Below are 26,891 nucleotides of genomic sequence, written 5' to 3'. Positions count from 1 at the left end.
CCTTGCGGCGCGCTCAGCGGTCGGCGGCGGCGCCCGCGCTGATGACCTGGGCGTTGCCATCGGCGTTGATCGCGACGACATGGCTGGCGCCGTCGGCGCACCGTGCGCGATAGACCAGCCCTTCGCCCTTGATCTGCTCGCTGCCCGTGACCTGCTGGCACTCGATACCCGCATCCTGGATCGCGCGGATCATCACCACGTCGCGCTGATTCGGCGGCAGGTCCAGAACCGCTGCCTGATAGTTCAGCGCCTCACCGTTTTCAGTGGCGCCCATCTGATTCGCTTCCGGCGCGGCGGTTTCGCCACCGCCGCACGCCGTCAGCAGCGCGATGGCCGCACCGGCCAAAATCGTCCGCACCATCTTCACCCTCCTGCTCCTTGATTGGGCGCATAGGCGCGCAGGAACACGGCCGTTCCCCGCGCGGCGCGCGCTATGATCGCTTCGGTCTCGGGCCGCTGGATCAGGCCCAGTTTCAACTCGAAATCGCAGAACCCCTTCCAAAGCGCGACGAGGTCCTCGGCCGCTCGGGTGGAATCATCGATGCTCAACAGACCCGATTGCGCCGCATCGGCAATGATCTGGGCCAGCGCACCCCGGCATTGCCCCGGTGCCGCTTCGAAAAAGCGTCGTGCCAGCTTGGGTGATTGCGCGATTTCGCCCGCGATCAGCCGGTCAAAGGCGACATGATCGGGATCGAACATCACGTCCAGAAGTGCGGCGCCGATCTGGGTCAGGCGTTCCGCCAGCGACAATTCGCCGTCCGCCGGCAGCGTGAAGGCGGCGTCCATGCGTGACACTTCGCGCCGGACCATCGCCTCGAACAGCGATTCCTTGTCACCGAAACGATTGTACAGCGTAACCTTTGACACGCCCGCGCGTGCGGCAATGTCCTCAATGGTCGAAGCGTGAAACCCGCGTTCGAGGAAACTTTCCCGCGCGGCGGCAAGGATCGCATCAAGCTTCGCCGGGTCGCGCGGTCGACCCGGGCCCGTGCGGGCGCGCGTCTCGGCGCAACAGCCAGCAGCGTCAACCAATGCCCATGTCCCGCGTCACCTCTTCGCCTTGCCGGACGGGTACGACCATCGCACCCGTCCGGCTCTTTATAGGCGCTGGCCTTAATACTGATAGGCCTTGGGGAGTGTTCCCTCCTTGGGGTCGAGATAACGGTCACGCAGCCGCGTCTGACGGTTGCTGAGCGGTTGTTCGACGCCGTCGACGAACACCGTCGTCGCAGCCGTGCCGACCTCCAGCGGGTCGCCGTCCCAGATCACGACGTCGCCGCGCCGCCCCGCACGGAGCGAGCCGATCTCGTCACCCATGCCGATCGCCTCGGCAGGCAGCGAGCTGATGGTGGCGAACGCCTGACCCCAGCTAAGCCCCGATGCGCCGGGCACCTTGGTCAGGGCGACCAGATTGCCGGCATATTGCTTGACCAGCCGTGCCTGTCGCGCCTCGTCATCGTTGATCGAGCCGATGCCGACGGTCACGCCCGCCGCCTTCAGCCGTCCGATGTTCGATTGGGTCGCTGCCAGTTTTTCGAAGCTGGCCGGCAGGTCGGCCAGCGCCGATGCGATGACCGGGATCTTTGCTGCCGCAACTTCGCGCGCCACGGTCCATCCCTCGGTCGCGCCGACCAGCACGGGGCGAAGCGTCGGGAACTCACGCTTCAGTTCGATCAGCGTCAGAATGTCCGACGCACGCTCGACATGGACCAGAAGCGGCATCCGTCCTTCGATCACGGGCACAAGTGCCGCGGCGTCCGTGCGCGTCAGCAGCGCGTCCTTGCCACGGTCCTCATAGCTGGACGGGTTGCGGCGATAGGCCTGCGCCTCGTGAAAGGCGTTGCGCAGCATCGCCATTGCCGCCGCGCGGCTGCCACCGGCGCGGTCGGCGCCGGTTTCGCCCCACTCCATGAACTGGAATGCACGCGGTCGCACCACCGCATCCATGTCGGCGCCCAAATCGATCACCGCGCCCTGCCCGGCAAAGATCGAGCCGCGCGGATCGGGTGCGACGACGGCGCGGGTAATCCCCTCCGCCCGGTTGACCGCGATCGGGGTCGAGCGCGGATTGACCGCCGGGGCCAGATCCAGACCGGCATTGAACACCGATCCGGCGGCGGCGGAATCGTCGGTATCGCGCACACCGTCGACCTCGACCACGCCCATGCGGGTAAAGCCGGCAACAATACCCGGCGAAACCCAGCGGCCCCCGGCGTCGACGCTACGCATCCCGCCCGGCACGGCAACACCCGCGCCCGCCGCGACGACGCGGCCGCCGCGAATGACGACGGTGCCGCCATCGACCGGCTCGGAACCGTCACCGATGACCAGCTTCGCGTTGGTGATCGCCACGTCCTGCGCGGCGGCGGGCAGCGCGGCGGCGGTCGCCATCAGCGCTGCAATCAGCTTCAGGCCCCGCATCACTTCACATCTCCTTCGCCGGGCTGGCCCAGTTCGAAATCAGCCACCGGCCGCATTTTGGGATTGTTCATGTCGTACATCAGCGCGCCGTCGATCCACACGCGTTCCGGGCGGGTATAGACGCTGAAGGGATCGCCGTTCCAAAGCACCACATCGGCCATCTTGCCGGGCTTCAGGCTGCCGGTCTGCTCGGCAATGCCCATCGCCTTGGCCGGATTGTAGGACAGCCAGGTCCAGGCATGTTCGGGCGTGATCGTCATGCCCGCGCGGCGCCCCGCCGCCATCGCCTTGGCCACTTCCTGGTTCAGGCGCTGGATGCCGTTGGCGTCGTCCGAATGGATCATCGCGCACGCCCCCTCCTTGTCGAGGATGGCGAGGTTTTCGGTCACCGCGTCATAGCTTTCCATCTTGAAGCCATACCAGTCGGCCCACACTGCCGAGCAAACGCCGTTCGCCTTCAACAGGTCGGCGATCTTGTAGCTTTCGACCGCGTGATGGAAAGTGGAGACCTGGTATCCGAACTCCTTCGCCATATCCATGACGATGGCCATCTCGTCGGCGCGATAGCAGTGGTTGTGGACCAGGATCTCGCCCGACAGCACACCGCGCAGCGTATCCATCTGGATGTCGCGCGTCGGCGCATCGCCGCCGTCGGTTTCATATTTGTCCCATTTGCGGCGATATTCCGCGGCCTTGGCCCAGGTCGCACGATTGACCGCGACATTGCCCATGCGCGTCGACGGCGCACGCCCCTTGCCGCCATAGACACGCTTCGGGTTTTCGCCGCATGCCATTTTCAGGCCATAGGGCGCGCCGGGGAACTTCATTCCCTGCATGGTGCGCGCATAGACATTCTTGAGCGTGACCGAACGACCGCCCATCAGATTAGCCGATCCGGGCAGGATTTGCAGCGTCGTCACGCCACCATTCGCCAGCGCACGGGAAAAGCCGGGGTCCTGTGGCCACACCGAATGTTCGGCCCACACCTCGGCGGTGACCGGTGCGGTTGCCTCGTTCCCGTCGGATAGCGCGTCGACCGACGGGCTGGGATAATCGCCCAGATGGCTGTGGATATCGATGATGCCGGGGGTCACCCACTTGCCCTGGCCGTCGATCACATCGGCGCCACCGGCATCCAGGTTCTGGCCAACCGCCACGATCTTTCCGTCGCGGAACAGGACCTGCCCGTTATCCACGCGCCCACCTTCGCCATCCAGCACGGTGACGTTGGTGATCAGCGTCGGGCGGCCTGGATAGGCGCGATAAGTCGACGGGAACGGGTCGTGCGAATAGCCCTTGTTCATGCCCGGCGGCGGCGCCTTGGTCCCCGCCGATGCGGTCTTGCTTCCCGTTCCGTCATTGGCGGCACAGCCGGCCAGCAACGCCATGGCCGCACCCAGCAACAATGATCGCTTCACATTCTTCTCCCTGATACGCAGCGATTCTTAACCCAGCGAATGGTAGGATCGCGCGTATCCGAAGCGATGGCCCGCGCGACGCCACGCGCAAAAGCTTTTTCGAATGATCCGGAAAACGCGCCCCCTCTTGCGGTAAAAGGTGAAACGAAAAGGCCGCCGTGTAAATCGCGGATTTCACAATCGCCGCGCGCGCCGGCGGCGGGTCGCAATCCGGCTGGCAATCGCGCCGGGAGCGGCTATCCACCGGCAAACGCATGGCTCCGAAGGGATTGGTGATGCCGAAATCGTTGCGCAAATTCGTGATCGCGCTGGGGCTGGCGGCATCGCCGGTCGCGCTGGCAGCGCAGACCCCGCCCCCAGCCGCCGCCGCGACGGCGACGGTGGATGCCGATCCTGCGCTGTGGATGGTTCGCGACGACGATACGACCATTTATCTGTTCGGCACCATCCATGTGTTAAAGCCCGGCCTGTCCTGGTTCGACGAGGGCGTGCGGAAGGCATTCGACGCCAGCGACGAGGTCGTCCTTGAAATGGTGACGCCGGAGCCACAGGCGATGCAGGTTCTGATCCAGCGTCTGGCGATCACAAATAGCGGGCCATCGCTGCCTGAGAAGCTGTCGCCCGAGAAGCGCGAGGCATATCTTGCCGCACTGGGGTCGCTGGGCCTGCCGGCCAACGCGTTCGACCGGACCGATCCGTGGTTCGCGTCGACCAACCTGTCGCTGCTGCCGCTGATCAAGCTGGGTTATGATCCGGCGCAGGGGGTGGAGGCCCAGATTACCGCCGCTGCCAAGACGGCGCGAAAGCCCGTGTCCGGGCTGGAGACGGCGGAACAGCAGCTGGGCTTTTTCGAATCGCTGCCTGATGCGGCACAGATCGCGCTGCTCAATTCGACCGTGGCCGAACTCCCGCGCATCCAGCCGCTGATCGAATCGATGATCGACGCCTGGGCAAAGGGCGACCCCGACCGGCTGGCGAAGATGATGAACGAGGGGTTGAACGACAGCCCCGAAGTGGCAGAGGCGCTGCTGACCGATCGCAACGCGCGCTGGGCCGAATGGATCGACACGCGGCTGGACAAGCCTGGGACCGTTTTCCTGGCGGTCGGCGCGGGCCACCTGGCGGGTCGGGACAGCGTGATGGCCAAGCTGGCCGAACGCAAGTTGCGGGCGGTTCGCGTCCCCTATTGAGGGGCTAACTGGCCGACGGGACACACAAAAAAGGGCCGGGAGCGAACCCCCGGCCCTTTTCTTTTCGGGCATTTCCAATTCCGTGTCCGGGGCAGCAACGCCGCCCCGGACGATCGGGATCAGAAGTCCATGCCGCCCATGCCGCCCATGCCGCCACCGGGCATTGCGGGGGCCGCCGACTTGTCTTCCGGCAGCTCGCTCACCGCCGCTTCGGTGGTGATGAGCAGACCAGCGACCGAAGCCGCGTTCTGAAGCGCGGTGCGAACGACCTTGGTCGGGTCGATCACGCCGGCCGACACCAGGTTCTCATAGGTGTCGGTCGCCGCGTTGAAGCCGAACGACGTGTCGGTCTGGTCGAGCAGCTTGCCCGACACGACCGCGCCGTCGTGGCCCGCATTGCTGGCGATCTGGCGAACCAGCGCGGTCAGCGACTTGCGGACGATGTCCACACCGCGGGTCTGGTCTTCGTTCGCGCCGGTCAGCCCTTCCAGAGCCTTGGTCGCGTACAGAAGCGCCGTACCGCCACCGGGGACGATGCCTTCTTCAACCGCGGCGCGGGTAGCGTGCAGCGCGTCGTCGACGCGATCCTTGCGCTCCTTCACCTCGACTTCCGAAGCGCCGCCGACCTTGATCACGGCCACGCCGCCCGCCAGCTTCGCCAGACGCTCCTGGAGCTTCTCACGGTCATAGTCGCTGGTGGTGATTTCGATCTGCTGACGGATCGCATCGGTGCGGCCCTTGATCGCATCGGCTTCACCCGCACCATCGACGATGGTGGTGTTGTCCTTGTCGATCGTGACGCGCTTGGCGGTGCCGAGCATGCCCAGCGTCACCGACTCGAGCTTGATGCCCAGGTCTTCGCTGATGACTTCGCCCTTGGTCAGGATCGCGATGTCTTCCAGCATCGCCTTGCGGCGATCGCCGAAGCCAGGCGCCTTGACCGCTGCGACCTTCAGGCCGCCGCGCAGCTTGTTGACGACCAGGGTCGCCAGCGCTTCGCCTTCGATGTCCTCGGCGATGATGAGGAGCGGACGGCCCGACTGCACAACCGCTTCGAGGATCGGCAGCATCGCCTGCAGCGACGACAGCTTCTTCTCGTGGATCAGGATGTACGGGTCGTTCAGCTCGACCGCCATCTTTTCCGGGTTGGTGATGAAGTAGGGCGACAGGTAACCGCGGTCGAACTGCATGCCCTCAACAACGTCGAGTTCGAATTCGAGACCCTTGGCCTCCTCGACGGTGATGACGCCTTCCTTGCCGACCTTTTCCATGGCTTCGGCGATCTTTTCGCCGACTTCACGGTCGCCATTGGCCGAAATGATGCCGACCTGAGCGATTTCGCTCGAACCCGAAACCGGCTTCGAACGCGACTGAAGGTCCGCAACAACCTTGGTCACGGCAAGATCGACGCCGCGCTTCAGGTCCATCGGGTTCATGCCGGCCGCAACCGACTTCATGCCTTCGCGAACGATCGCCTGGGCCAGAACGGTCGCGGTGGTGGTGCCGTCACCGGCGACGTCATTGGTCTTCGAGGCGACCTCGCGGACCATCTGCGCGCCCATGTTCTCGAACTTGTCCTTGAGTTCGATTTCCTTGGCGACGCTGACGCCGTCCTTGGTGATGCGGGGCGCACCGAACGACTTGTCGATCACGACGTTGCGGCCCTTCGGGCCCAGCGTGACCTTGACTGCGTCGGCGAGGATGTCGACGCCGCGCAGGATGCGCTCACGCGCGTCGCGGCTGAATTTCACGTCCTTGGCTGCCATGTGGCTACCCTTTCAGTTGAATGTGAAGAGAAGAAACGAAGGAGTGACTTACGCCTCGACGATGCCGAGGATGTCGCTTTCCTTCATGATCAGCAGGTCTTCGCCGTTCACCTTGACCTCGGTGCCCGACCACTTGCCGAACAGGATGCGGTCACCGGCCTTGACGTCCAGCGGGCTCACTTCGCCCTTGTCGTTCTTGGCGCCGGCGCCGGCGGCGACAACTTCGCCTTCCTGCGGCTTTTCCTTGGCGGTGTCGGGAATGATGATGCCGCCTGCCGTCTTTTCCTCGGCTTCGACGCGGCGGACCAGCACGCGGTCGTGCAGCGGACGAAAGTTCATGCGCCTTCCTCTCAAAAGGGATGGTTGACCTTGCTTAGCACTCAAATCCCCCGAGTGCTAACGGACGCGGATATGTTGCCGCTCCGATGAGTCGTCAAGCAGCCACGGGACAAAAAATGATGCTGTTGGTGCTGTGTTACGCGCCCAAGACGCCGTTGCCTGTCGCGGGCCGATGCTCTAGCGCAAAGCGCCGATACGAAGGAGAATTGCGACGTGAAGCTGGTGCGGGCCGCGTGGAAGCTGCTGGTCGGAATCAAGGACGCGCTGGTCCTGATCTTCATGCTGCTGTTCTTCGGCACTTTGTTCGCGCTGCTGTCGGCGCGGCCCAATGCGGCCACGATCGCGGACGGCGCGTTGCTGGTCGAGCTTCAGGGCCAGATCGTCGAACAGCCGCAGGAAGTGGACCCCTTTGCCGGGCTGGCCGGTGGCGAAATGGTACGGGAAACGCGTCTGCGCGACGTGGTCCGCGCGCTGAATGCGGCTCGCACCGACAGCCGGGTCAAGGTCGTCGTCCTCGACCTCAACAGCTTTACCGGCGGCTATCCGGCAGTTGTGGCGCAGGTTGCCGAAGCGGTCGGCGCGGTCCGTGCCACGGGCAAGCCCGTGCTGGCCTATGCCATGGGCTATACCGACGCTGGATATCTGATCGCCGCCAATGCCAGCGAAATCTGGTCGCACCCGTTTGTCGGAACGGTACTGACAGGCCCCGGCGGATCGCAGCTTTATTACAAGGGGCTGATCGACAAGCTGGGCGTGAACGCGCACATCTATCGCGTCGGCACCTACAAGTCGGCGGTCGAGCCGTATCTGCGCGCCGACCAGTCGCCGGAGGCGCGCGCCGCAAATCAGGCGCTGTACGGCGCCATCCAGTCCCGCTGGCTGGAACTGGTGAGCAAGGCGCGGCCAAAAGCACGTGTGGCCGAATTCATGGCCCGCGCTGCCGAACTGGTCCGCGCGGCGAATGGCGACCTCAGCCGCGCCAACCTGTCCGCCGGGCTGATCGACAAGACCGGCGATGAAATCGCCTTTGGCAAGCGGGTGGCCGAGATTGTCGGTGCGCCGACGGGCAAGCCGGCGGGCAGTTACAACACGATCCGGCTCGCCGATTATCTGGCCGCCAATCCGGTGCCAACCACTGGGGACGCGATTGGCGTCGTCACGGTCGCGGGCGAGATCGTTGACGGTCAATCAGGCCCCGGCAGCGCGGCGGGCGATACGATCGCCAATCTGATCCTGAAGGGGCTGGCAGAGAAAAACCTCAAGGCGCTGGTCGTGCGCGTCGATTCGCCCGGCGGGTCGGTGATGGCATCGGAAAAGATCCGTCAGGCGATCCTTCAGGCCAAGGCGCAAGGCCTGCCCGTCACCGTGTCGATGAGCGGGCTGGCTGCGTCGGGCGGCTACTGGGTCTCGACCCCCGCCGACATGATCTTTGCCGAACCGAATACCATCACCGGATCGATCGGGGTTTTCGGCGTCATCCCCACCTTCGAAAACACGATCAGCAAGATCGGCGTGACCGCGGACGGCGTGCGGACGACGCCGCTGTCCGGCCAGCCGGACCTGTTCGCGGGCACCAGCCCCGAATTCGACACGATCCTGCAAGGATCGATCGAGGATGTGTATCGCCGCTTCGTCGGGCTGGTCGCGCAATCGCGCCGCCTGTCGCCCGCGCGCGTCGACCAGATCGGCCAGGGCCGCGTTTGGGATGGCGGGACCGCGCGACAGATCGGGCTCGTCGACCGCTTTGGCGGGCTGGACGACGCCGTGGCCGAAGCCGCGCGCCGCGCCAAGCTGGACCCGGAAAAGGTCCGCACCGTCTATCTTGAAAAGGAACCGGGCTGGGCCGCGCAGCTGGCGGAAGCGTGGCAGCGTGAGCAGGACCGCGACCAGGGCACTGAGGAGGCATCGCTGGGCAATGACCTGTTCGCGCGCATGGCGGCGGAGCGGCGCGGCGTACTGGCCCGCGCGGTCGGCGACATGCGCCGCTTGCTGTCCGGCCAGTCGGTGCAGGCACGCTGCCTTGAATGTGCGGGCTTTGCGCCCGCCGCCGCGCGGGGTGAGGATCGCGCACTGACCCGAATGCTGATCGAACGCGCCCTGCCATGATCGCTATCCGCGCCGCAGAGCCTGCCGACGCGTCGGCCATCGCCGCCATCTATGCGCCCTTCGTCCTTTCAGGCACGGTCAGTTTCGAAAGCGAGGCGCCCGACGCGCGCACCATGCGCGCGCGCATGACGGCCAGCGAAGGGCTGTATCCGTGGCTGGTCGCGACCGATGGCGATGCGGTGGTCGGCTATGCCTATGCCGGGCGGTTTCGCGATCGGCCCGCCTATCACTGGACGGTCGAGACCTCGATCTATCTGGCGGGTGATGCGCAGCAGCGCGGAGTCGGGCGGCTGCTATACGAAGCGCTGATCGACACGCTGCGCGCGCAGGGCTTTGTCCACGCCATCGGCGCCATCGCGCTGCCCAATGACGCGTCGATCAAGCTGCACGAACAGGTCGGCTTCCGTCGCGCGGGCGTGATCCGGGAAGCGGGGTTCAAGTTCGGTCGCTGGATCGATGTTGGCTTCTGGCAATGCGAGCTGGCCGAAGCCGCGACGCCCCCGCGCCCGGTGCGCCCCTTTCGCGACGTCGGGGTCGTGCGCGATTGACCGCTTGCCCCGTCGGATGGCGGGGTTAATGAGGGGACATGCTTCCCCGCCATCTTCTTGCGGCGGCGCTGACCGCCGCCTTCGCCGCTTCGCCCGCGCTGGCAGAGGATGACGCTCAGCTCTGGGGCGCCTTTACCGCGACCGGCGCGGTAAAGGGCGATTTGTTCCTGTGGGTTGAGGGTCAGGTGCGCCTGACCGACGATGTCGGCGATGGCGTGCAGACGCTGGCGCGGCCCGCCATCGGCGTGCGTTTCGCGCCCGATGCCCATGCGGTGATCGGCTATGCCCATGTTCACACTAATCCGGAGTCGGGCACGACGACCAACGAACACCGCATCTGGCAACAGGTGCAGTTTGCACCGATCCGCACCGGCACCGGCGCGCCGCTGGTCATCAGTCGCACCCGCCTGGAACAGCGCATGATCGTCGGGCGCGACGATACCGGATGGCGGCTGCGCCAGATGGTGCGGGTGCAGGCGCCAATCGCGCGTGGCGGCCGGGTACAGGCGATTGCGTATAGCGAGGGCTTCTTCAACCTGAACGACACGCGCTGGGGCGTGCGCGGCGGCGTCGATCAGTGGCGCAATTTTGTCGGCATCGGCCTGCCGCTGGGCGAAAAGCTGCGCGTTGAGCCGGGCTATCTGAATCAGACAGTCTACCGGGCGGGCGAAAACCGCAGCAACCATGTGCTGAACCTCGGCTTCACCTATCCGCTCTAACGCCCGCGATAGGTGGGCAGGCCCAGCTTCCAGCGGATCGCTGCTGCCCTGAGCGCAAAGCCCGCGCCCGCCGCGATCGACGCGACGGGAAATCCCTGAAACCCCATCAGCCGCATGCCGACATACAGCGCCGATGCCAGCGCCGCCGCCGTCACATAAAGCTCGGGGCGCATCAGGATCGACGGCTCACCCGCCACCACGTCGCGGATGATGCCGCCGACGCAAGCGGTCACCACGCCCATCAGCACTGCGGGAACGGGCGGCACGCCCAGCCCCAATGCCTTTGCCGCGCCGAACACGGCATAGGCGGCAAGCCCGATGGCATCCAGCCAGTCCAGTCCCTGCCCCGCCCACCAGCGTTCGGGCGTGACCCAGATCACAAGCGCGCCGCCCAGACACATCAGGGCGATCCACGGGTCCACAACCCAGAAAACCGGCGCGTCGATCAACAGGTCGCGCACCGTGCCGCCACCAACGCCGGTGATCAGCGCGAAAAACGCGGCGGTGACAAAGGTCTGCCGCGCCCGCGCCGCCGCAATCGCACCCGACGCCGCAAACATCGCGATGCCAAAGGCATCGAGCCAGGGCAGAACGGGACTGAGCGAGGCGGCCTGGGGAAGCATAGCGGGGCGTTAGCCCGCCGCGCCCACCGGGTCGAGAGCCGGCACACATCCACGCGCCGGCGACGCAGTTCAGCACAGGGCGTGCTGCCCGCGCGACGGGAAATATGCGTACGCTGGCAATTTTGTTGCGGCTGTGTTAAAAGCGCCACGACGGAGACGAAGACTCGCTTCCGCCTCTCGGAGACGAACTACAGATTTGGCCCGACCTTCGCTGTCCCGCCGCCAGCCGCTATGTTGGCGACGCAGCGCTCCTTTCGGGTCAAGGGTCCACGGAAAGGTTTGAAAGAATGGCTGCCAAGGCGCTGTCCTTCGACGTCGGTGATTATGTTGTCTACCCCAAGCATGGCGTCGGTCGCGTCATCGAACTTCAACGGCAGGAAATTGCGGGCATGCAGCTTGAGCTGTACGTTCTGCGGTTTGAAAAAGAGCGGATGACGCTCCGCGTGCCGACCAACAAGGCCGAAAGCGTCGGCATGCGCAAGCTTTCCAGCGACAAGACGCTGAAGGAAGCGATGGAGACGCTCAAGGGCAAGCCCAAGGTCAAGCGGACCATGTGGTCGCGCCGCGCGCAGGAATATGAAGCCAAGATCAATTCGGGCGACCTGGTGTCGATTGCCGAAGTGGTCCGTGACCTGTTCCGTGCCGACGACCAGCCTGAACAGAGCTATTCGGAACGCCAGATCTTCGAAGCGGCAGCAAGCCGCCTCGCGCGCGAACTCGCCGCGATGGAAGAAGTGGACGAGCCGGCGGCGCTGGAGAAAATTCTGGACGTGCTGCGCAAGGCTGCAGCCATCCACAACAAGGACAAGGTCGAGGCCTGACCGGCCACCACTGTCCGAACGTGCAAAAGGGGGGAGGCGGGTGACCGCTTCCCCCCTTTTCGCACGGGATTGCGAAAATCCCCAACAGGTGTATTGTAATACCAACACACCTGTTGGGGAGGTCTTCATGCGATGCGCCGCTATCCTGCTCGCCGTTCCGCTGACCGCCTGTGGCGGCATTGCCGTCGGTGGGGGCGACCCCGGCCCACGGGTCGAGCGATCCTATCCGCTATCAGGTTTTACGCGCGTGACGAACGCTGCGTCGGCCGACGTGCGCGTGACGACGGGCAACGGCTTTGAGGTTCGGGTCAGCGGCAATGAGGCGCTGGTCGACCGGCTGGAGATGAAGGTCGAAGACGGCACCCTTCGCATCGGCGCCGAAGAGCGGTCCTGGGGTTGGGGCAATCAGGGGTCGGCCACGGTCGAGGTCATGATGCCGCAGATCCAAGCCGCCGCGATCGTTGGCGCGGGCAATATGACCATCGACCGGGGCAGCGGCGATTTCTCCGCCGATGTCGCAGGCGCGGGGGACATGGCGATCGGCCGCATCGACGGCAACAAGGTCCGCCTGACCATCTCCGGCGCGGGCGATATCGCGGCGGCAGGCAACGCGCAGATGCTGGACGCCAGCGTCGCTGGTACCGGATCGATCCGGGCGCGCGAACTGATGGTGCGCGGGGCCAAGGTTGATGTCGCGGGCGCGGGCGACGTTACCGCCAATGTCGATGGCGACGCCGCCGTTTCGATCGCCGGAGTCGGTTCGGTCGATCTGGGCCATCGTTCGCGCTGTCAGGTCAGCAAGGCCGGGATCGGCAGCGTGAAGTGCGGCAACTGAGGCGCTTGTCGGCTGCCCGCCGATAATGCGATCAGGCGGCATGGCCCGCTTTCTGACCGCGCTCGCCGCGCTGACCCTTGCCGCCGCGCCCGCCGCTGCTGACGAGCGCCGGGCAATGGTCACCGCATTTGACCGGGTGCGGGTTGAGGGGCCATTCGCCGTCGATATATCGACCGGCGCCAGTCCCGCCGCCATTGCGACCGGGGCCAGCCGGGCGCTCGACGGCGTGGAGATGCGGGTCGAGGATCGCACGCTGATCGTGCGCGGCAGCGTCAACGACGCGGGCGGCTGGCCGGGCGAGCGGCTGCAACGTCCGACGATCCGGGTTACGACGCTTTCGCTTGGCGGTGTCACGGTCATGGGCGCCGGACGCGTTCGCATCGACACGATGCGCAGCGCCGATGTCGCGATCCGCCTGACCGGATCGGGCCAGATCGAGGTGGCCGACATTCAGGCCGACCGGCTGGAAGCGTCCGTCGTCGGCTCTGGCGCGCTGCGACTAAGCGGCACGGCGCTCACCGCGAATATGCTTAACAACGGCGTCGGCACCATCGAAGCAGCCGGCTTGAGCGTGCGCGACCTGACCCTCCAGTCGGAAAGCGGCGGCGACAGCCGGGCACATGCCACGCGCACGGCAAACGCGACCGCGCTGGGCATGGGCGGCATTACCATCACCGGCCCCGCCGCCTGTACCCGCGCCGGACCCGGCACGATCAGCTGCGGCAAATAGGCGTTATCCCGCGAACATCGCCCGCAATTCGCCCTTCAAAATCTTGCCATTGGCGTTGCGGGGCAGGACCGTGTCGATGAAGCGGATTGCGACCGGCACCTTGAACGGGGCCAGATGCTGCGCGACCCAGTCCTTCAGCTCCTGTTCGCTGGCCGAACAGCCAGGGCACAGATGGACCACCGCCGCCGGTTCCTCCCCCAGCGTGCGGTGCGGCACGCCGACCAGCGCGGCATCGGTGACGGCGGGGTGGGCGTAGAGGATATTCTCCACCTCGGTCGAATAGATGTTCTCGCCGCCCCGGATGATGATGTCCTTGGCCCGGTCGACGATGTAGCAAAATCCCTCTTCATCCAGCCGCGAAAGATCGCCGGTGCGGACCCAGCCATCGACAAAGGTCGCCGCCGTCGCTTCCGGCTTGTTCCAGTAACCCTTCACGATCATCGGCCCGCGCGCCCACAACTCGCCCACTTCGCCCAGCGGCAATTCGGTGGCGCCGTCCAGCGACATGATCTTGAGTTCAGCCACCGCAACGGCGGGGCCGCAGCTGTCGGGACGCGCCAGATAATCCTCCCCGCTATGCTGGGTGACGGTCGCCATCGTCTCTGTCATGCCCCAGCCGCTGCCGGGCGCGGCGCCGAATTCGGCCTCGATCCGGCGGACCAGTTCGGGCGCGGCCGGGGCGCCGCCATATTGCACGGCCTCAAGGCTGGACAGGTCGTGGCGGTCGCGGTCCGGATGCTCCAGCAATTGCCAGGCGATGGTGGGCACCCCGCCGGTCAGCTGCACGCGTTCGCGCTCGATCAGGCGCAGCGCCTCTCCCGCGTCCCATTTGCGCATCAGTACCATGGTCCCGCCCGTCGCGACCGTGCCCATCAACGACGCCGAACAGGCGGTGACATGGAACAGCGGAATGACGAGCAGCCCGACCTTCGGCTCCGGCGTGGCAGGTGGCACCTCACCCCGGCGCAGCATGGCGCGCGCGGCGGTATAGGCGGACGAAAAGATGTTGGTCGCCATGTTGCGATGCGTGCCCAGCGCCCCCTTTGGCGCGCCGGTGGTGCCACTGGTGTAAAAGATGACCAGATCGTCATCGGGCGCAATCTGTGCTGCGGCGGCGGGCAAGCCGATTTCGGGCAGACCCGCCCATTCGTTGGGCCCGGGCAGCAGGCTGTCGAACGGCACCGCCCGCTCGTCCAGCGGGCCGCGCGGGCGCGTGACGAAAATGTGCTCGACGCCGCGCAGCTCGTCAAAGCTGGCGCGGAAACGGTCGTGACGCTCCCCATCAAGGATCAGCAGCTTCGCGCCCGAATCATTGACGCCATAGGTCAGCTCCGCCGCGCTCCACCAGGCGTTGAGCGGCACCGCGATGGCGCCAATGCTGGCAACGGCAAAGAAGATCGCAGGCCATTCGGGCAGGTTCCGCATGGCAAAGGCAACGCGGTCGCCCTTCCCCACGCCCAGTTCGACCAGCTTGTGCGCCAGATGCGCGACCGCGCGGAAATGCGCGTCATAGGTGACGCGCTCCCCCTCATGCACAATGAATTCCCGTGCGCCGTGGCTGCGTGAGAAGGCAACAAGCAACGCCAGATTGGGCGGTGCGTTCTTCCATATGCGGGTCGGCACGCCGCGAATGTCGACGGTCTCGATCTCGAATCGCTGGCCGGGTGCGGTCAGCGCGGCTTCGATCTGGGCAAGCGTCATGGCGGGCCATGAACGATTGGCGGGGGCAGTGGCCAAGACAGTCTCTCCTATCCCATGTCGAAGATCGGGTTTGCCCGATTGACGTTTGCGTGAAGGTTAGTGTTGATTCGCGTGGCGCTCAAGGCAATAGCTATACAGCGCCGGTTCGAGCCGGACGATGGAGAGGATTCGAAGGACAGGTATGCAAAACCGCACACCCGACACCCTTGCCCTCCCCTGCCCGGTGCTCGCCCCTTTTTCCCGCGCCCATGGCGCCCGCGTCCGACTTTGCGAGGAGTAGCAAGCGAATGAACGCCCCGATTTCGACCGTCCGCGAAGGCGATGTGCTGGTCGTCACCTCCAACAACCCGCCCGTCAACGCACTTGGCGCGGCCGTGCGCCAGGGACTCGACGCCGCGCTGACTGAAGCCGCCGGGGATGACGGCATCAAGGCCGTAGTCATCATCTGCGAAGGGCAGACTTTTTTCGCGGGTGCCGACATCACCGAATTCGGCAAGCCCTTTGTCGAACCGTCGCTGCCGGTGCTGGTCGACCGGATCGAGGCATCCGAAAAGCCTGTCATCGCCGCCGTCCACGGCACCGCGCTGGGCGGCGGATGCGAAGTCGCGTTGGCCTGTCACTATCGCATGGCGGTGCCGTCGGCGAAGTTCGGCCTGCCCGAAGTGAAGCTGGGCCTGCTCCCCGGCGCGGGCGGTACGCAGCGGCTGCCGCGCGTGGCGGGGGTCGAAGTCGCACTGGAAATGGCGACCAAGGGCGACCCCATCCCGGCGGCAAAGGCCAAGGACGTCGGCCTGGTCGACCGGCTGGCGAGCGAAGGCGCACTGCGCGATGAAGCGATCGCCTATGCCCGCGAAGTCGCCGGCGCGCGCCCGCTGCCGCGCACCAGCACGCGCGACGTTACCGTCGACTCGGCGACGTTCGACACGTTCCGCAAGGCCAATGCCAAGCGCTTCCGGGGCATGGACGCCCCCGCCGAGATCATCGACGTGATCGAGGCAACTGCCGGCAAGCCCTATACCGAAGGCGTTCAGCGCGAACGCATGTCCTTCATGAAGCTGATGATGGGCGCCCAATCGGCGGCGCTGCGCCACATCTTCTTTGCCGAGCGCAAGGCAGCCAAGATCGACGGCGTGCCCGACGGCACCGAAGCGCGGGCCATCAAGAAGGTCGGCGTGATCGGCGCGGGCACGATGGGCGGCGGGATCAGCATGAACTTCCTGTCGGCGGGCATCCCCGTGACCATTGTCGAGATGCAGCAGGACGCGCTGGATCGTGGCACCGGCGTCATGCGCAAAAATTACGAGGCGACCGCCGCCAAGGGGCGGATGACCGCCGAGCAGGTCGAAAAGGCGATGGGGCTGCTCAATCCCAGCCTCAGCATGGACGATTTGGCCGACTGCGACCTGATCATCGAGGCGGTCTATGAGAATATGGACGTCAAGAAGGAGATTTTCGGCAAGCTGGACCGCATTGCCAAGCCCGGGGCGATCCTGGCGTCCAACACCTCCTATCTGAACATCGACGAGATTGCCGCATCGACCGGCCGGCCGCAGGACGTGCTCGGCCTGCACTTCTTCTCGCCCGCCAATGTCATGAAGCTGCTGGAAGTCGTGCGCGGCGCAAAGACCGCGCCCGACGTGCTGGTCACCGCGATGACGGTCGCCAAGAAGATTCGCAAGGTCGCGGTTGTCGCGGGCGTCTGTCACGGCTTTATCGGCAACCGCATGCTGATGCCGCGTCAGGTGGAGGCGACGAACCTGCTGCTGGAGGGCGCGACCCCCGAACAGATCGACCGCGTGCATGTCGGCTTCGGCATGCCGATGGGCCCGTTCCAGATGGCCGACCTCGCCGGAGTGGATATCGGCTGGCACCGCGATCCAACGCGCATCGAGAATATCCGCGACGCGCTGGCCGCCGAGGAACGCTGGGGCCAGAAAAAGGGCGCGGGCTTCTATGATTATGACGACAAGCGGCAGCCGTCGAACAGCCCGCGCGTGGCCGCAATCATCGAGGATTTCCGCCAGAAAACCGGCACGCCCCAGCACGACGTCACCGACGAGGAAATCGTCGAACGGACGCTGTACACCATGGTCAACGAAGGCGCTAAGATCCTCGAGGAGGGAATGGCCCAACGCGCCAGCGATATCGATGTCGTCTGGGTCTATGGCTATGGCTGGCCGCCCTATCGCGGCGGACCGATGTTCTGGGCCGATGGCGAAGGCCTGAAAAAGATCGTCGCCGGTCTGGAAAAGCACGGGTTCGAGGTGTCGGCTCTGCTGCGCGAAAAGGCCGAAAAGGGCGAGAAGTTCAATTGAGGCACGCGCGATGAGATCGGCCCTCGCCACCGCCGCCGCCATCCGCAGCGGCGAGACGACTGCCCGCGCCGAAGTAGAGGCGGCGATCGCCCGGATCGAGGCCGATGACGGCGACATCAACGCCGTCGTCGTCCGCGATTTCGACCGTGCGCGCGCCGCCGCCGACGCCATCGACGGGCGCGGTCCGGCCGCCGACGGCATGCCGATGCTGGGCGTGCCGATGACGGTGAAGGAGGCGTTCGACGTTGCCGGACTGCCCACCCATTGGGGCTTTTCGCACCACCGCGACAACCGCGTCGAAACCGACGCGGTGGCGGTCGCCCGGCTGAAGGCGGCCGGCGCGATCGTGCTGGGCAAGACCAATGTGCCAAAGGGGTTGGGGGATTGGCAGTCAGTCAATTCAATCCACGGCGTTACCCGCAACCCCGCCGACCGGGATCGCACGCCCGGTGGCAGCTCGGGTGGATCGGCGGCTTCGCTGGCGGCGGGTTATGTTCCGATCGAAATGGGCAGCGACATCGGCGGCTCGATCCGGGTGCCCGCGCATTTCTGCGGCGTCTGGGGTCTTAAGCCGACATGGGGGGCGATCGACAGCCACGGTCATCGCTATCCCCGGACCGACGGCGCGGAGACGGCGCTGGGCGTGATCGGCCCGATGGCACGGTCGGGGGAGGATCTGGCAGCGATGCTCGACATCCTCGCCACCCTGCCGCTGCCCGCTGCCGACGCACCACCGCGCCGGGTGCTGGCGCTGACGGCGCATCCCGCCGGTCCAACCGATGCCGCCTGTGTCGAGGCGGTCGAGCACGCGGCAGAGGCACTGGCACAGGTCGGGGTTCAGGTGGTGCGCGATCATGCCGCCCTGCCCGACCTGTCGCGACAGCATGACGCCTATGGCAAGATGCTGAACGTCACCTTTGCCCGTCCGCAACCGGCGCTGCACAATACGATGCCGACGCTGTTGGCGTGGCTTAGCTGGCTGGACGCGCAGGCACGCACCACGCGCGCATGGGAATCGCTGTTTGAAGAGGTCGATGCCGTCATCGCGCCGCCCGCCTCGACGCTGGCCTTTCCCCATGACCACCGCTCCATTGGTGAGCGCAGCCTGACCATCGACGGACGCGACTCCGCTTATGACGCGCATCTGATCTGGGCAGGGCTGGCGACCTATCCCGGCCTCCCAGCATGCGTCGTGCCGGTTGGACGCGTCGATGGCCTACCCGCCGGGGTGCAGGTCATCACCGCGCCACGTCGCGACCACCGCGCCATCGCCATTGCCCAGCTGATCGACCGCCAGCTTCAAGGAGCCGCGTGATGACTGACCTGTCCCAGTTCCGTTCCGAAACCCGCGCCTGGCTTCAGGCCAATTGCCCGCCCGAAATGCGCCAGCCCGTCCGCAGCGAAAAGGATGTGTGCTGGGGCGGCCGCAAGGCGAGCTATCAGCCCGGCCAGCGCGAATGGATGGACGCAATGGCCGCGCGCGGCTGGACCGTACCCGACTGGCCCGCGGCCTATGGCGGCGGCGGCCTGTCCCCGGCGGAGGCAAAGGTGCTGAAGGAGGAGATGGCGGCGCTGGGCTGTCGCAACCCCCTGTCCAGCTTCGGCATTTCGATGCTCGGCCCGGCCCTGCTCAAATACGGGACCGAGGAGCAGAAGCTCGAACATCTGCCCCGCATCGCGCGCGGCGAGATCCGCTGGTGTCAGGGTTATTCGGAACCGAATGCCGGGTCCGATCTCGCCGGCCTCGCCACCAGTGCCGAGGATGCTGGCGAGGATTACATCGTCAACGGGCAAAAGGTCTGGACCAGCTATGCCGACAAGGCCGACTGGATCTTCTGTCTGGTTCGCACGTCGCGCGAATCGAAACAGGGCGGCATCAGCTTCCTGTTGTTCGACATGGAATCGCCCGGGGTCTCGACCAAGCCGATTCTGCTGATCAGCGGCTATTCGCCCTTTTGCGAGACGTTTTTCGACAATGTGCGCGTGCCCAAGAAGAACCGCATCCATGACGAGAACAAGGGCTGGGACGTCGCCAAATATCTGCTCGGCCATGAGCGGGAGATGATTTCCGGCATGGGCCTGGGTCAGGGAACGGGCGGCAATCCGCTGGTCGAAGGCGCCATCGCGACGATCGGGCTGGACGACAAGGGCCGGCTGGCCGACCCGCTGCTGCGCGCGGCGATTGCCGAATTCGACGTGCGCACGCGCGCCTTTGCCGCGATGTCGGAGCGGTTCATCGATGAACTGAAGGCCGGTCGCGCCCACCCCGCGCAGCCCAGCATGATGAAATATGTTGGCACCGAACTGAACAAGCGTCGCCACGAACTGGTGATGGCGGCGGGCGGTTCGGACGCGCTGGAATGGGAAAGCGAAGCATCGAACGGCGGCGCCAGGGCGCGTGCATGGCTCCGCACCAAGGCCAATTCGATCGAGGGCGGAACCAGCGAGATTCAGCTGAACATCATTGCCAAGCGCATCCTGGAACTGCCGGGCGCGTGACGAATGACGGTCCGGCAGCGACCGGACCTGCGGGAGGGACCTGAAATGCCGCTTTTCCTGAACGACGAACAGACGATGCTGCGCGATACCGCACGCGATTTCGTGGCCGAACATTCGCCCGTGCGGCACATGCGCGCCCTGCGCGATGCCAGGGACGAAACCGGGTTCAGCCGCGACCTGTGGCGGCAATTCGCCGAAATGGGTTTCACCGGCATCATGGTGCCAGAGGCGCAGGGCGGGCTCGGCCTTGGCCATGTCGAAGCGGGCGTGGTGATGGAGGAAATCGGCCGCAACCTGTCGCCCTCCCCGTTCCTCACCACATCGGTGGCGGCGGTCGCGGCGCTGGGTGGCACCGCCCATGCCGAACGCTGGTTCCCCGCCATCGTCGCGGGCGAAACCGTCGCCGCGCTGGCCATTGACGAAGGTGCCAAACATGACGGTCGCGTCGCGATGACGGCGGAGCGTTCGGGCAATGGCTTTCGCCTGTCTGGCACCAAAAGGTTCGTCCACCACGCCCATGTCGCCGACCTGATCCTGGTCGCCGCGCGCACCGCCGGCAGCGCCGATGAGGCGGACGGCATCACGCTGTTCGCGCTTCCCCGCGACAGCAACGGGCTGACCACCGATCCGCGCCGCCTGACCGATGCGAGCCTGGCCAGCGAGGTGCGCTTTGACGGCGTGGCGGTCGACGCCGATGCCGTAGTGGGCGAGGTTGATGGCGGTCGCGCCGTAATCGACCGGATGCTGGCCGCCGGGCGCACCGGCGTTGCTGCCGAACTGCTGGGCGTCGGCGGTGGCGCGATGGACATGACGACCGATTATCTGAAGCAGCGCAAACAGTTCGGACAGCCGATCGGCAGCTTTCAGGCGCTTCAGCACCGCGCCGCGCATCTCTATTCGGAAATGGAGGTCGCCCGCGCCGCCGTGCTCAAGGCGCAGCAACTGCTCGACGCAGACGATCCGCGCGCGGCACAGGCGACGGCGGTGGCAAAGGCGATGACGGGGCTTGCCACCACACTGGCCGTGCAGGAAGGCGTGCAGATGCATGGCGGCATCGGCATGACCGACGAATATGACATCGGCTTTTACATGAAGCGCGCACGCGTCCTGGCCGAGATGTTCGGCGACAGCAATTTCCACGCCGACGCCCTGGCGCGGGAGAATGGTTACTGATGGCCGACGGCGAACGCGCGACCACGCCCGATGCGCTGGTCGCGGAACTGACCACGCTGCTCGATGTCGAGACGATCGACACCGACCTGTATCGCGGCAGCCGCCAGCCCGGCGGCGTCGGTCGCGTATTCGGCGGGCAAGTCATCGCCCAAGCGCTTCAGGCAGCACAGCGTTCGATCGACGACGACAAGGTCGCGCATTCGCTCCATGCCTATTTCATGCGGCCGGGCAGCGAGGATCATCCGATCGTCTACCGCGTGGTGCGCGATTTCGAAGGGCGCAGCTTTGCCAATCGCCGCGTCATCGCCATGCAGCGCGGTCAGCCGATCCTGAACATGATCGCGTCGTTCCAGCGGCCTGAAAGCGGACTGACGCACCAACGGCCGATGCCCGACGTGCCCGCGCCAGAGACACTGCGCAGCGAGAGCGAACTGCGCGACGAGATACAGGCACAGGTGCCGGAGAAGCTTCGCCGCTTCTTCCTGCGCGCGCGCCCCATCGAAATCCGGCCCGTCGACCCGCGCGAATGGTTCGCCCCCGCACCGCGCGAACCGGTGCAGCATAGCTGGTTCCGCGTGGTCGCCCCGTTGCCCGACGATCCGGCGCTGCACCGCGCGATGCTGGCCTATGCCAGCGACATGACGCTGCTCGGCACCTGCATGTTGCCGCACGGGGTCAGCTGGATGACGGGCAGCGTCCAGACTGCCAGCCTCGACCATGCGGTGTGGCTGCACGAACCGTTCCGGGCCGACGAATGGCTTCTCTATACGACCGACAGCCCGTGGTCGGGCCACGCACGCGGACTGAACCATGGTCGCATCTACACCCGCGATGGTCGGCTGGTCGCCAGCTGCGCGCAGGAAGGACTGATCCGCAAGCGGGACTAGCCTGAAAAGGCGGCACTTTCCGCGCAATGCTGCGTTGATCGGGGGTGATTGGTTCGCTTCTACCCTTAAGCCTTGCCGCCGCGGTTCAGCCGCAACCGGACGCCATTGAAACGCGCCTGTCGAACCCGCGCATTATCATGCTGTTTGCCCCCGCCCGCGACGATGCACGGTTGCGCCAGCAACAGGCGATGCTGCGCGACGCTCGCGCCGCGCTGATCGAACGTGACGTCCATGTGATCGAGGTGATCGGTGACACGGTTGCCGGCGCGCACGACTATGCTGCGGCACTGCGACAGCGTTATTCGGTACCCAGTCGCGCGTTCGGCGTCCTGTTGATCGGTCGTGACGGCGGGGTGAAGCTGCGCGCGGAGGGACATCGTGGCGGTCGAGCGCCTGAACCGCACCATTGATGCCATGCCCATGCGCCGTCGCGAGATGCGCGTAGAATAGCGTTGCGGCGCACCATGCCCGCGCCTAGCGATGGGGCATGTCCACCGACCGCATCCTGACGGGCATCGGCCTGCGTCTGCTGGCGGTCGCGTTGCTGGGCACGATGGCGGCGCTGGTCAAACTGGCCGAGGCGCGCGGTGCCGCACTTGGCGAGACCATGTTCTTTCGACAGCTTTGCGCGCTGCCGATCGTGCTTGGATGGCTGACAGCCACGGGCAACCTGAAAAGCGTGCGGACCAAACGGTTTTCGGCACATCTGGGTCGCACCGCCGCGGGACTTCTGGGCATGACCGCGACCTTCGGCTCCATCCACCTGCTGCCGCTGGCAGAGGCGACCAGTTTCCAGTTCGCAGCGCCCATCTTTGCCACGCTGCTGGGGGCGCTCTGGCTGCGCGAGCCGACAGGGGTTCATCGCTGGAGTGCGGTGCTGATGGGGTTTGCCGGTATCCTGATCATCGCACAGCCGGGCGGCCATGGCGTGCCGCTGACGGGCGCGGCGGTCGGCCTGGCGGCGGCGTTCATGATCGCGGTCATCTCGATCCTGCTGCGCCAGATCGGGCGCACCGAAAGTGCCGGAGCGACGGTTTTCTGGTTCTCGCTATTGTCGGTGCCCCCACTGGGCGTTGCCTGGTTGCTCGACTTTCGCGCGCATGACGCCGCCACCTGGGCGCTGCTGGCAGCCGTCGGCGCGGTGGGAGGCGCGGGTCAGATCGCATTAACGGCGGCGTTGCGCCATGCACCGGTGTCGGTCGTCGTGCCGATGGATTATTCGGCACTCATTTGGGCGACGCTGTTCGGCTGGTTGTTGTTCGATCAACTGCCAAGCGACACGACATGGATCGGCGCACCGCTGCTGATCGGTAGCGGCCTGTATATCGCGCTGCGCGAACATCGGCTGCGAAAGGCGGCCAGCGCCGCCAAGCCGCTGATCCCCTGACCGCTCAGTCGAGCGGGTAAAGCGCGGCCGTTACCCAGCGCAATTCGGCGCGCAGGACGCCCCATGCGCGCGCGGCGGCGCGGCTGTCCATCGCCTCCATGCCGATACCGCGTGCCTCCAGCGCATCGACCAGCGTGCGCGGCGGGCGCAGCATCCGCGTACCGGTGCCAAGAATGAGGAACTCCGGCACCGGATCGACCGCCAGCACGGGCGCCAGATGATCCAGCGTCAGTTCCGCGATGGGCGGCGGTGCCCAGCCGTCGGCGCGCACCGGGGTAATGGCCAACCCTTCATACACGCCATCGTCCACGCGAAAGCCGCGCCCGACAATTGCGGTAATCAGCGGCCCCTCGCCGCGCGCATCACGATCCATTCGCATGAACGATCAACGCTCGCGCGGGGCAACACGCTCCGCATTGGCGTTCGCCCCGACGGCCTTCTGATCGAAGCTTTCGGGCGATACGTTGAACTGGATGAGGATACCGTTGCCGACGAACATCGAAGACCAGGTACCGACGATGATGCCCAGCGCCATCGCAAGGCTGAAACCAAAGATCACGTCCGGGCCGAAGAAGACGAGTACCAGCAGCGGCATGGTAATTGACAGCGAGGTCATTACCGTGCGCGACAGCGTCTCGTTGATCGACAGGTTCAGGATCTCGACGATACCCATGCGCCGAAACTTGCGCAGGTTTTCGCGAACACGGTCGAAGATGACGATCTTGTCGTTCAGCGAATAGCCGATGATCGTCAGCAGTGCAGCGATGGTGTTTAGGTCGAATTCGAGCTGCGTCAACGCGAAGAAACCGAGTACGACGAGCATATCCTGCGCCAGCGCGAGCAGCGCGCCGACGCCGAACTGCCATTCGAACCGGAACCAGATATAGATCGCGATGGCGATCATCGCGAGGCCAAGAGCCAACGCACCCTTTTCGAACAACTCGCCCGACACCTTGCCCGACACCGCCTCGACCGACCCGACCCGCGCGCCGGGATAAGCCGACTCGATGGTGTCGCGCAGCTTCTGCGCCGCCTGGCTGGCCGACTGCGGCGTCTCATTCTCGGGCACCGGCATCCGGATGGCGATCTCGCGTGGGCTGCCGAACTGCTGGATCGTCGCATCGCCAACGCCGAGCGCTTCGACACGCTGGCGAAGCTGATCGATCTCGACGTCTTGCGAGAACGACACGCGGACAAGTTGGCCACCAACGAAATCGATGCCGAAATTCAGCCCCCGCGCGGCGAGCAGCGCAATCGAAGCGATTACCAGCACCGTGGAGATGACGGCGGCAATGCGCCGGAACGCCATGAAATCGATGTTCGTGTTATCGGGAACGAGCTTGAGCGGATGCATGAAATTGTTCCTCAGATCACCAGCTCGCGCGGACGCTTCTGGAGCCAGTTCGCGACCATCAGGCGGGTGAACGTGACCGCGGTGAAGACCGACGTGACGATACCGATGATGAGCACGACGGCGAACCCGCGAACCGGTCCCGCGCCGAACACGAACATCATGACCGCCGCAATGGCGTTGGTGACGTTGGCATCAAAAATTGCGCGAGTCGCCTCCCGATAGCCGAACTCGACTGCGGCATTGACGCTGCGCCCGCGCCGCCGTTCCTCACGGATTCGTTCGTTGATCAGCACGTTGGCGTCGACTGCGGCACCGATGGTCAGCACGAAGCCGGCGATGCCCGGCAACGTCAGCGTCGCGTTGAACAGCGCCATGACGCCGATGATCATCAGCACGTTAACGACCAGCGCGATGTTGGCGTACACACCGAAGCGCAGATAGGCGACGAGCATCAGGATGATGATCGCCAGCGTGCCGATGGCACCTGCGATGATGCCCGAAGTACGCGAATCGGCACCCAGTTCGGAGCTGATCGTCGATTCCTCAATCACCGACAGGTCAACGGGCAGCTTGCCCGAACGCAGCGCGATCGCGAGCTGATTGGCGCTTTCGACGGTGAACCCACCCGAAATGCTGGCCGCGCCGCCAAGGATCTGTTCGTTGATGTTGGGCGCCGAGATCACCGAATTGTCGACGATAATGGCAAAGGGCTTGCCGACATTCTCCTGCGTCACACGGGCAAAGCGGCGACCGCCCTCCGCATTGAAACGGATGCCGACGATTGGCGCGCCGGTCTGGGGATCATATTCCTGACGCGCGTCAGCGATCTGGTCGCCCGAAATGATCGTCGAACGCTGAACCGCGATCGGCCCGCCAGCCGTGGGATAGGGCAGGATCTGGCTGCCGATCGGTGCCTGATTGCGGGCAATTGCTGCCGGGTCGGCGGTCGTGTCGACCAGCTTGAATTCAAGACGCGCGGTCTTGCCCAGCAATTCCTTCAGCGCCTGCGGGTCCTGAAGACCCGGAACCTGCACGACGATACGGTTCGCGCCCTGACGAATGATCGTCGGTTCGCGGGTCCCCAGTTCGTCGACGCGGCGACGCACGACTTCGGTCGCGTCGACCATCGCCTGCTCGACCGCCTGTGTCAGGCCCGCTTCGGTCGGGGTCATCACAAAGCGCGTGGTGTCGCGCACTTCGATATCCCAGTCGCGCTGGCCGGTCAGCCCCGCGCCCGCCGTCAGCGGCAACAGCCGCTCACGCACGGCATCGACCTGGCTGACGTCGCGGACCATGAAGCTGACGCGACCGTCGCGAGTCGAAATGTCACCGATGGCAATGCGCGGCGCGCGGCGCATTTCACCTAAAATGGTGTCCCGCATCGACTCAAGGCGCTGATTGCGGACGTCGCTGGTCTGCGCTTCGAGCAGAATATAGCTGCCGCCCGCCAGATCGAGGCCGAGATTGACCGTGGTCCGCGTCATCCAGCCGGGAAGCTGGTTCGAAACCGACGGCGGCAACAGCGACGGCACCGACAGCAGGACGCCGAAAACCACCGTGGCCCAGGTGAGCCACTTCTTCCAGGCCGGAAAGTCCAGCATCAGTCGTTGGCCGGCTTGCCGCCCAGCGGCGTCACATCGGCAATCGTCCCCTTGACCACGCGCACGCGGACATTGGGGGCGATCTCGACCTCAAGATGCTGATCCTCGACCTTGGTCACCTTGCCGACCAGGCCGCCGCCAGTGACCACGGTATCGCCGCGCTTTGCATTGGCGATCGCGTTCTGAAGCGTGCGCATCCGCTTTTGCTGCGGACGGATCATCAGGAAATAAAAGGCGACAAAGATCAGGATAAGCGGCGCGATGCCGATGATCTGACCAGCGATGCCGGGCGACGCTGCGCCGGCGGATTGAGCGAATGCGGGAGAAACGAACATGATGGGGTCGAAAACGCCTGTGTTCGAAGGGCGGGACGAAGCGCCCCGTTCAAGCGGCGCGCGCTATCATGCAGGGGTCTGCCATGCAACCACTGCGCACCGATCGCCGTATTGCCGTCA

The 26,891-nt window shown here is 65.5% G+C and carries 26 protein-coding genes; 14 read left to right on the top strand and 12 right to left on the bottom strand.

Translation table 11 applies throughout. The features are described 5' to 3' along the window. Positions 1–13: 13 nt before the first annotated feature. The 4 genes from ACAX61_RS15980 to ACAX61_RS15965 all read right to left on the bottom strand — a co-directional run bounded on the left by ACAX61_RS15980 (position 14) and on the right by ACAX61_RS15965 (position 3,812). Positions 14–367 (bottom strand): hypothetical protein, encoded by a 354-nt coding sequence (locus tag ACAX61_RS15980; protein ID WP_370715725.1) that lies wholly within the window; start codon positions 365–367, stop codon positions 14–16. After that, a complete protein-coding gene (locus ACAX61_RS15975; protein WP_370715724.1) occupies positions 364–1,035 on the bottom strand; it encodes a TetR/AcrR family transcriptional regulator in 672 nt (223 codons plus the stop codon). Before ACAX61_RS15975 ends, ACAX61_RS15980 begins: the two co-directional genes overlap by 4 nt. A gap of 81 nt (positions 1,036–1,116) precedes the next feature. Then, the gene (locus tag ACAX61_RS15970) at positions 1,117–2,424 is read right to left on the bottom strand and encodes an amidohydrolase family protein (protein ID WP_370715843.1); all 1,308 of its coding nucleotides are present in this window, start codon (positions 2,422–2,424) and stop codon (positions 1,117–1,119) included. After that, the gene (locus tag ACAX61_RS15965; RefSeq protein ID WP_370715842.1) at positions 2,424–3,812 is read right to left on the bottom strand and encodes an amidohydrolase; all 1,389 of its coding nucleotides are present in this window, start codon (positions 3,810–3,812) and stop codon (positions 2,424–2,426) included. Before ACAX61_RS15965 ends, ACAX61_RS15970 begins: the two co-directional genes overlap by 1 nt. 305 nt (positions 3,813–4,117) lie before the next feature. Here ACAX61_RS15965 and ACAX61_RS15960 point away from each other — a divergent pair, with 305 nt between their 5' ends. Beyond that, positions 4,118–5,032, top strand: coding sequence for a TraB/GumN family protein (locus ACAX61_RS15960; protein WP_370715723.1), 915 nt, complete (start codon positions 4,118–4,120; stop codon positions 5,030–5,032). Positions 5,033–5,151: 119 nt separating this feature from the next. On the opposite strand, the gene groL is transcribed toward ACAX61_RS15960, so the two are convergent. Both groL and groES read right to left on the bottom strand, forming a co-directional pair. Then, positions 5,152–6,798 carry a chaperonin GroEL gene (gene groL / locus ACAX61_RS15955; RefSeq protein ID WP_370715722.1) on the bottom strand — a complete coding sequence of 549 codons (1,647 nt, stop codon included), beginning with the start codon at positions 6,796–6,798 and terminating at the stop codon, positions 5,152–5,154. Positions 6,799–6,846: 48 nt separating this feature from the next. Continuing rightward, positions 6,847–7,137: a co-chaperone GroES gene (gene groES, locus ACAX61_RS15950; protein WP_370715721.1), complete on the bottom strand. Its 291-nt coding sequence runs from the start codon at positions 7,135–7,137 to the stop codon at positions 6,847–6,849. A gap of 213 nt (positions 7,138–7,350) precedes the next feature. Between groES and sppA the strand changes: the two genes are divergently transcribed. The 3 genes from sppA to ACAX61_RS15935 are packed head-to-tail and all read left to right on the top strand — an operon-like array spanning position 7,351 to position 10,510. Further along, complete coding sequence (gene sppA, locus ACAX61_RS15945) at positions 7,351–9,243, top strand: signal peptide peptidase SppA (RefSeq protein WP_370715720.1); 1,893 nt, start codon at positions 7,351–7,353, stop codon at positions 9,241–9,243. Beyond that, positions 9,240–9,791, top strand: coding sequence for an arsinothricin resistance N-acetyltransferase ArsN1 family B (locus tag ACAX61_RS15940; RefSeq protein WP_370715719.1), 552 nt, complete (start codon positions 9,240–9,242; stop codon positions 9,789–9,791). The genes sppA and ACAX61_RS15940 overlap by 4 nt, the downstream gene beginning before the upstream one ends. Before the next feature lie 38 nt (positions 9,792–9,829). Next, positions 9,830–10,510 (top strand): DUF2490 domain-containing protein, encoded by a 681-nt coding sequence (locus ACAX61_RS15935; protein WP_370715718.1) that lies wholly within the window; start codon positions 9,830–9,832, stop codon positions 10,508–10,510. Here the strand turns inward: ACAX61_RS15935 and ACAX61_RS15930 are convergent. Beyond that, positions 10,507–11,133, bottom strand: a complete 627-nt coding sequence (locus ACAX61_RS15930) for a trimeric intracellular cation channel family protein (RefSeq protein WP_370715717.1) — start codon at positions 11,131–11,133, stop codon at positions 10,507–10,509. The genes ACAX61_RS15935 and ACAX61_RS15930 overlap by 4 nt on opposite strands. A 287-nt stretch (positions 11,134–11,420) precedes the next feature. Between ACAX61_RS15930 and ACAX61_RS15925 the strand changes: the two genes are divergently transcribed. The 3 genes from ACAX61_RS15925 (at position 11,421) to ACAX61_RS15915 (ending at position 13,519) form a co-directional block, all read left to right on the top strand. Continuing rightward, positions 11,421–11,954 carry a CarD family transcriptional regulator gene (locus ACAX61_RS15925; protein ID WP_370715716.1) on the top strand — a complete coding sequence of 178 codons (534 nt, stop codon included), beginning with the start codon at positions 11,421–11,423 and terminating at the stop codon, positions 11,952–11,954. 127 nt (positions 11,955–12,081) lie between these two features. Beyond that, the gene (locus ACAX61_RS15920; protein WP_370715715.1) at positions 12,082–12,789 is read left to right on the top strand and encodes a head GIN domain-containing protein; all 708 of its coding nucleotides are present in this window, start codon (positions 12,082–12,084) and stop codon (positions 12,787–12,789) included. A 40-nt stretch (positions 12,790–12,829) separates the two neighbouring features. Then, a complete protein-coding gene (locus ACAX61_RS15915; RefSeq protein WP_370715714.1) occupies positions 12,830–13,519 on the top strand; it encodes a GIN domain-containing protein in 690 nt (229 codons plus the stop codon). Positions 13,520–13,522: 3 nt separating this feature from the next. On the opposite strand, the gene ACAX61_RS15910 is transcribed toward ACAX61_RS15915, so the two are convergent. Next, positions 13,523–15,220, bottom strand: coding sequence for a class I adenylate-forming enzyme family protein (locus ACAX61_RS15910; protein ID WP_370715841.1), 1,698 nt, complete (start codon positions 15,218–15,220; stop codon positions 13,523–13,525). A 287-nt stretch (positions 15,221–15,507) separates the two neighbouring features. On the opposite strand from ACAX61_RS15910, the gene ACAX61_RS15905 reads away from it, so the two are divergent. From ACAX61_RS15905 to ACAX61_RS15875, 7 genes are all read left to right on the top strand, one after another. Then, a complete protein-coding gene (locus ACAX61_RS15905; RefSeq protein WP_370715713.1) occupies positions 15,508–17,535 on the top strand; it encodes a 3-hydroxyacyl-CoA dehydrogenase NAD-binding domain-containing protein in 2,028 nt (675 codons plus the stop codon). Between the two features lie 10 nt (positions 17,536–17,545). Continuing rightward, positions 17,546–18,850 carry an amidase family protein gene (locus tag ACAX61_RS15900; RefSeq protein WP_370715712.1) on the top strand — a complete coding sequence of 435 codons (1,305 nt, stop codon included), beginning with the start codon at positions 17,546–17,548 and terminating at the stop codon, positions 18,848–18,850. Further along, positions 18,850–20,034, top strand: coding sequence for an acyl-CoA dehydrogenase family protein (locus ACAX61_RS15895; RefSeq protein ID WP_370715711.1), 1,185 nt, complete (start codon positions 18,850–18,852; stop codon positions 20,032–20,034). Before ACAX61_RS15900 ends, ACAX61_RS15895 begins: the two co-directional genes overlap by 1 nt. 45 nt (positions 20,035–20,079) lie before the next feature. After that, positions 20,080–21,207, top strand: a complete 1,128-nt coding sequence (locus ACAX61_RS15890; RefSeq protein WP_370715710.1) for an acyl-CoA dehydrogenase family protein — start codon at positions 20,080–20,082, stop codon at positions 21,205–21,207. Next, positions 21,207–22,094 (top strand): acyl-CoA thioesterase, encoded by an 888-nt coding sequence (locus ACAX61_RS15885; RefSeq protein ID WP_370715709.1) that lies wholly within the window; start codon positions 21,207–21,209, stop codon positions 22,092–22,094. Before ACAX61_RS15890 ends, ACAX61_RS15885 begins: the two co-directional genes overlap by 1 nt. Positions 22,095–22,138: 44 nt before the next feature. Continuing rightward, the gene (locus tag ACAX61_RS15880; RefSeq protein ID WP_370715708.1) at positions 22,139–22,504 is read left to right on the top strand and encodes a DUF4174 domain-containing protein; all 366 of its coding nucleotides are present in this window, start codon (positions 22,139–22,141) and stop codon (positions 22,502–22,504) included. 77 nt (positions 22,505–22,581) lie between these two features. Continuing rightward, entirely contained in the window at positions 22,582–23,481 is a 900-nt protein-coding gene (locus ACAX61_RS15875; RefSeq protein WP_370715707.1) for a DMT family transporter, read from the top strand. A gap of 4 nt (positions 23,482–23,485) precedes the next feature. Here ACAX61_RS15875 and ACAX61_RS15870 read toward each other — a convergent pair whose 3' ends face one another. Genes ACAX61_RS15870 through yajC form a run of 4 tightly spaced genes read right to left on the bottom strand, consistent with a single transcriptional unit; the run spans position 23,486 to position 26,771 of the window. Beyond that, on the bottom strand, positions 23,486–23,860 hold the full coding sequence (locus tag ACAX61_RS15870) for an Mth938-like domain-containing protein (RefSeq protein WP_370715706.1): 375 nt from the start codon (positions 23,858–23,860) through the stop codon (positions 23,486–23,488). Positions 23,861–23,866: 6 nt separating this feature from the next. Continuing rightward, on the bottom strand, positions 23,867–24,835 hold the full coding sequence (secF, locus tag ACAX61_RS15865; protein WP_370715705.1) for a protein translocase subunit SecF: 969 nt from the start codon (positions 24,833–24,835) through the stop codon (positions 23,867–23,869). An 11-nt stretch (positions 24,836–24,846) separates the two neighbouring features. Then, positions 24,847–26,436, bottom strand: coding sequence for a protein translocase subunit SecD (gene secD / locus ACAX61_RS15860; RefSeq protein WP_370715704.1), 1,590 nt, complete (start codon positions 26,434–26,436; stop codon positions 24,847–24,849). After that, a complete protein-coding gene (yajC, locus tag ACAX61_RS15855; protein WP_370715703.1) occupies positions 26,436–26,771 on the bottom strand; it encodes a preprotein translocase subunit YajC in 336 nt (111 codons plus the stop codon). Before yajC ends, secD begins: the two co-directional genes overlap by 1 nt. Positions 26,772–26,891: the final 120 nt, after the last annotated feature.

This window comes from Sphingomonas sp. IW22 (assembly GCF_041321155.1).
Taxonomy (GTDB): Bacteria; Pseudomonadota; Alphaproteobacteria; order Sphingomonadales; family Sphingomonadaceae; genus Sphingomonas.
Note: the sequence above shows the minus strand (reverse complement) of the source record. Positions and strands in the feature narration are given on the sequence as shown.

Bases quoted from the DNA above. Each gene is read 5' to 3' on its own strand.
- ACAX61_RS15940 (WP_370715719.1), top strand. From the start codon at position 9,240: ATGATCGCTATCCGCGCCGCAGAGCCTGCCGACGCGTCGGCCATCGCC.
- ACAX61_RS15910 (WP_370715841.1), bottom strand. From the start codon at position 15,220: ATGACGCTTGCCCAGATCGAAGCCGCGCTGACCGCACCCGGCCAGCGA.
- ACAX61_RS15960 (WP_370715723.1), top strand. From the start codon at position 4,118: ATGCCGAAATCGTTGCGCAAATTCGTGATCGCGCTGGGGCTGGCGGCA.
- ACAX61_RS15925 (WP_370715716.1), top strand. From the start codon at position 11,421: ATGGCTGCCAAGGCGCTGTCCTTCGACGTCGGTGATTATGTTGTCTAC.
- secF (WP_370715705.1), bottom strand. From the start codon at position 24,835: ATGCATCCGCTCAAGCTCGTTCCCGATAACACGAACATCGATTTCATG.
- ACAX61_RS15875 (WP_370715707.1), top strand. From the start codon at position 22,582: ATGTCCACCGACCGCATCCTGACGGGCATCGGCCTGCGTCTGCTGGCG.
- ACAX61_RS15970 (WP_370715843.1), bottom strand. From the start codon at position 2,424: ATGCGGGGCCTGAAGCTGATTGCAGCGCTGATGGCGACCGCCGCCGCG.
- ACAX61_RS15900 (WP_370715712.1), top strand. From the start codon at position 17,546: ATGAGATCGGCCCTCGCCACCGCCGCCGCCATCCGCAGCGGCGAGACG.
- ACAX61_RS15930 (WP_370715717.1), bottom strand. From the start codon at position 11,133: ATGCTTCCCCAGGCCGCCTCGCTCAGTCCCGTTCTGCCCTGGCTCGAT.
- ACAX61_RS15905 (WP_370715713.1), top strand. From the start codon at position 15,508: ATGAACGCCCCGATTTCGACCGTCCGCGAAGGCGATGTGCTGGTCGTC.
- groL (WP_370715722.1), bottom strand. From the start codon at position 6,798: ATGGCAGCCAAGGACGTGAAATTCAGCCGCGACGCGCGTGAGCGCATC.
- ACAX61_RS15870 (WP_370715706.1), bottom strand. From the start codon at position 23,860: ATGCGAATGGATCGTGATGCGCGCGGCGAGGGGCCGCTGATTACCGCA.
- ACAX61_RS15890 (WP_370715710.1), top strand. From the start codon at position 20,080: ATGCCGCTTTTCCTGAACGACGAACAGACGATGCTGCGCGATACCGCA.
- ACAX61_RS15885 (WP_370715709.1), top strand. From the start codon at position 21,207: ATGGCCGACGGCGAACGCGCGACCACGCCCGATGCGCTGGTCGCGGAA.
- ACAX61_RS15965 (WP_370715842.1), bottom strand. From the start codon at position 3,812: ATGGCGTTGCTGGCCGGCTGTGCCGCCAATGACGGAACGGGAAGCAAG.
- ACAX61_RS15915 (WP_370715714.1), top strand. From the start codon at position 12,830: ATGGCCCGCTTTCTGACCGCGCTCGCCGCGCTGACCCTTGCCGCCGCG.
- ACAX61_RS15935 (WP_370715718.1), top strand. From the start codon at position 9,830: ATGCTTCCCCGCCATCTTCTTGCGGCGGCGCTGACCGCCGCCTTCGCC.
- groES (WP_370715721.1), bottom strand. From the start codon at position 7,137: ATGAACTTTCGTCCGCTGCACGACCGCGTGCTGGTCCGCCGCGTCGAA.
- ACAX61_RS15895 (WP_370715711.1), top strand. From the start codon at position 18,850: ATGACTGACCTGTCCCAGTTCCGTTCCGAAACCCGCGCCTGGCTTCAG.
- ACAX61_RS15920 (WP_370715715.1), top strand. From the start codon at position 12,082: ATGCGATGCGCCGCTATCCTGCTCGCCGTTCCGCTGACCGCCTGTGGC.
- yajC (WP_370715703.1), bottom strand. From the start codon at position 26,771: ATGTTCGTTTCTCCCGCATTCGCTCAATCCGCCGGCGCAGCGTCGCCC.
- secD (WP_370715704.1), bottom strand. From the start codon at position 26,436: ATGCTGGACTTTCCGGCCTGGAAGAAGTGGCTCACCTGGGCCACGGTG.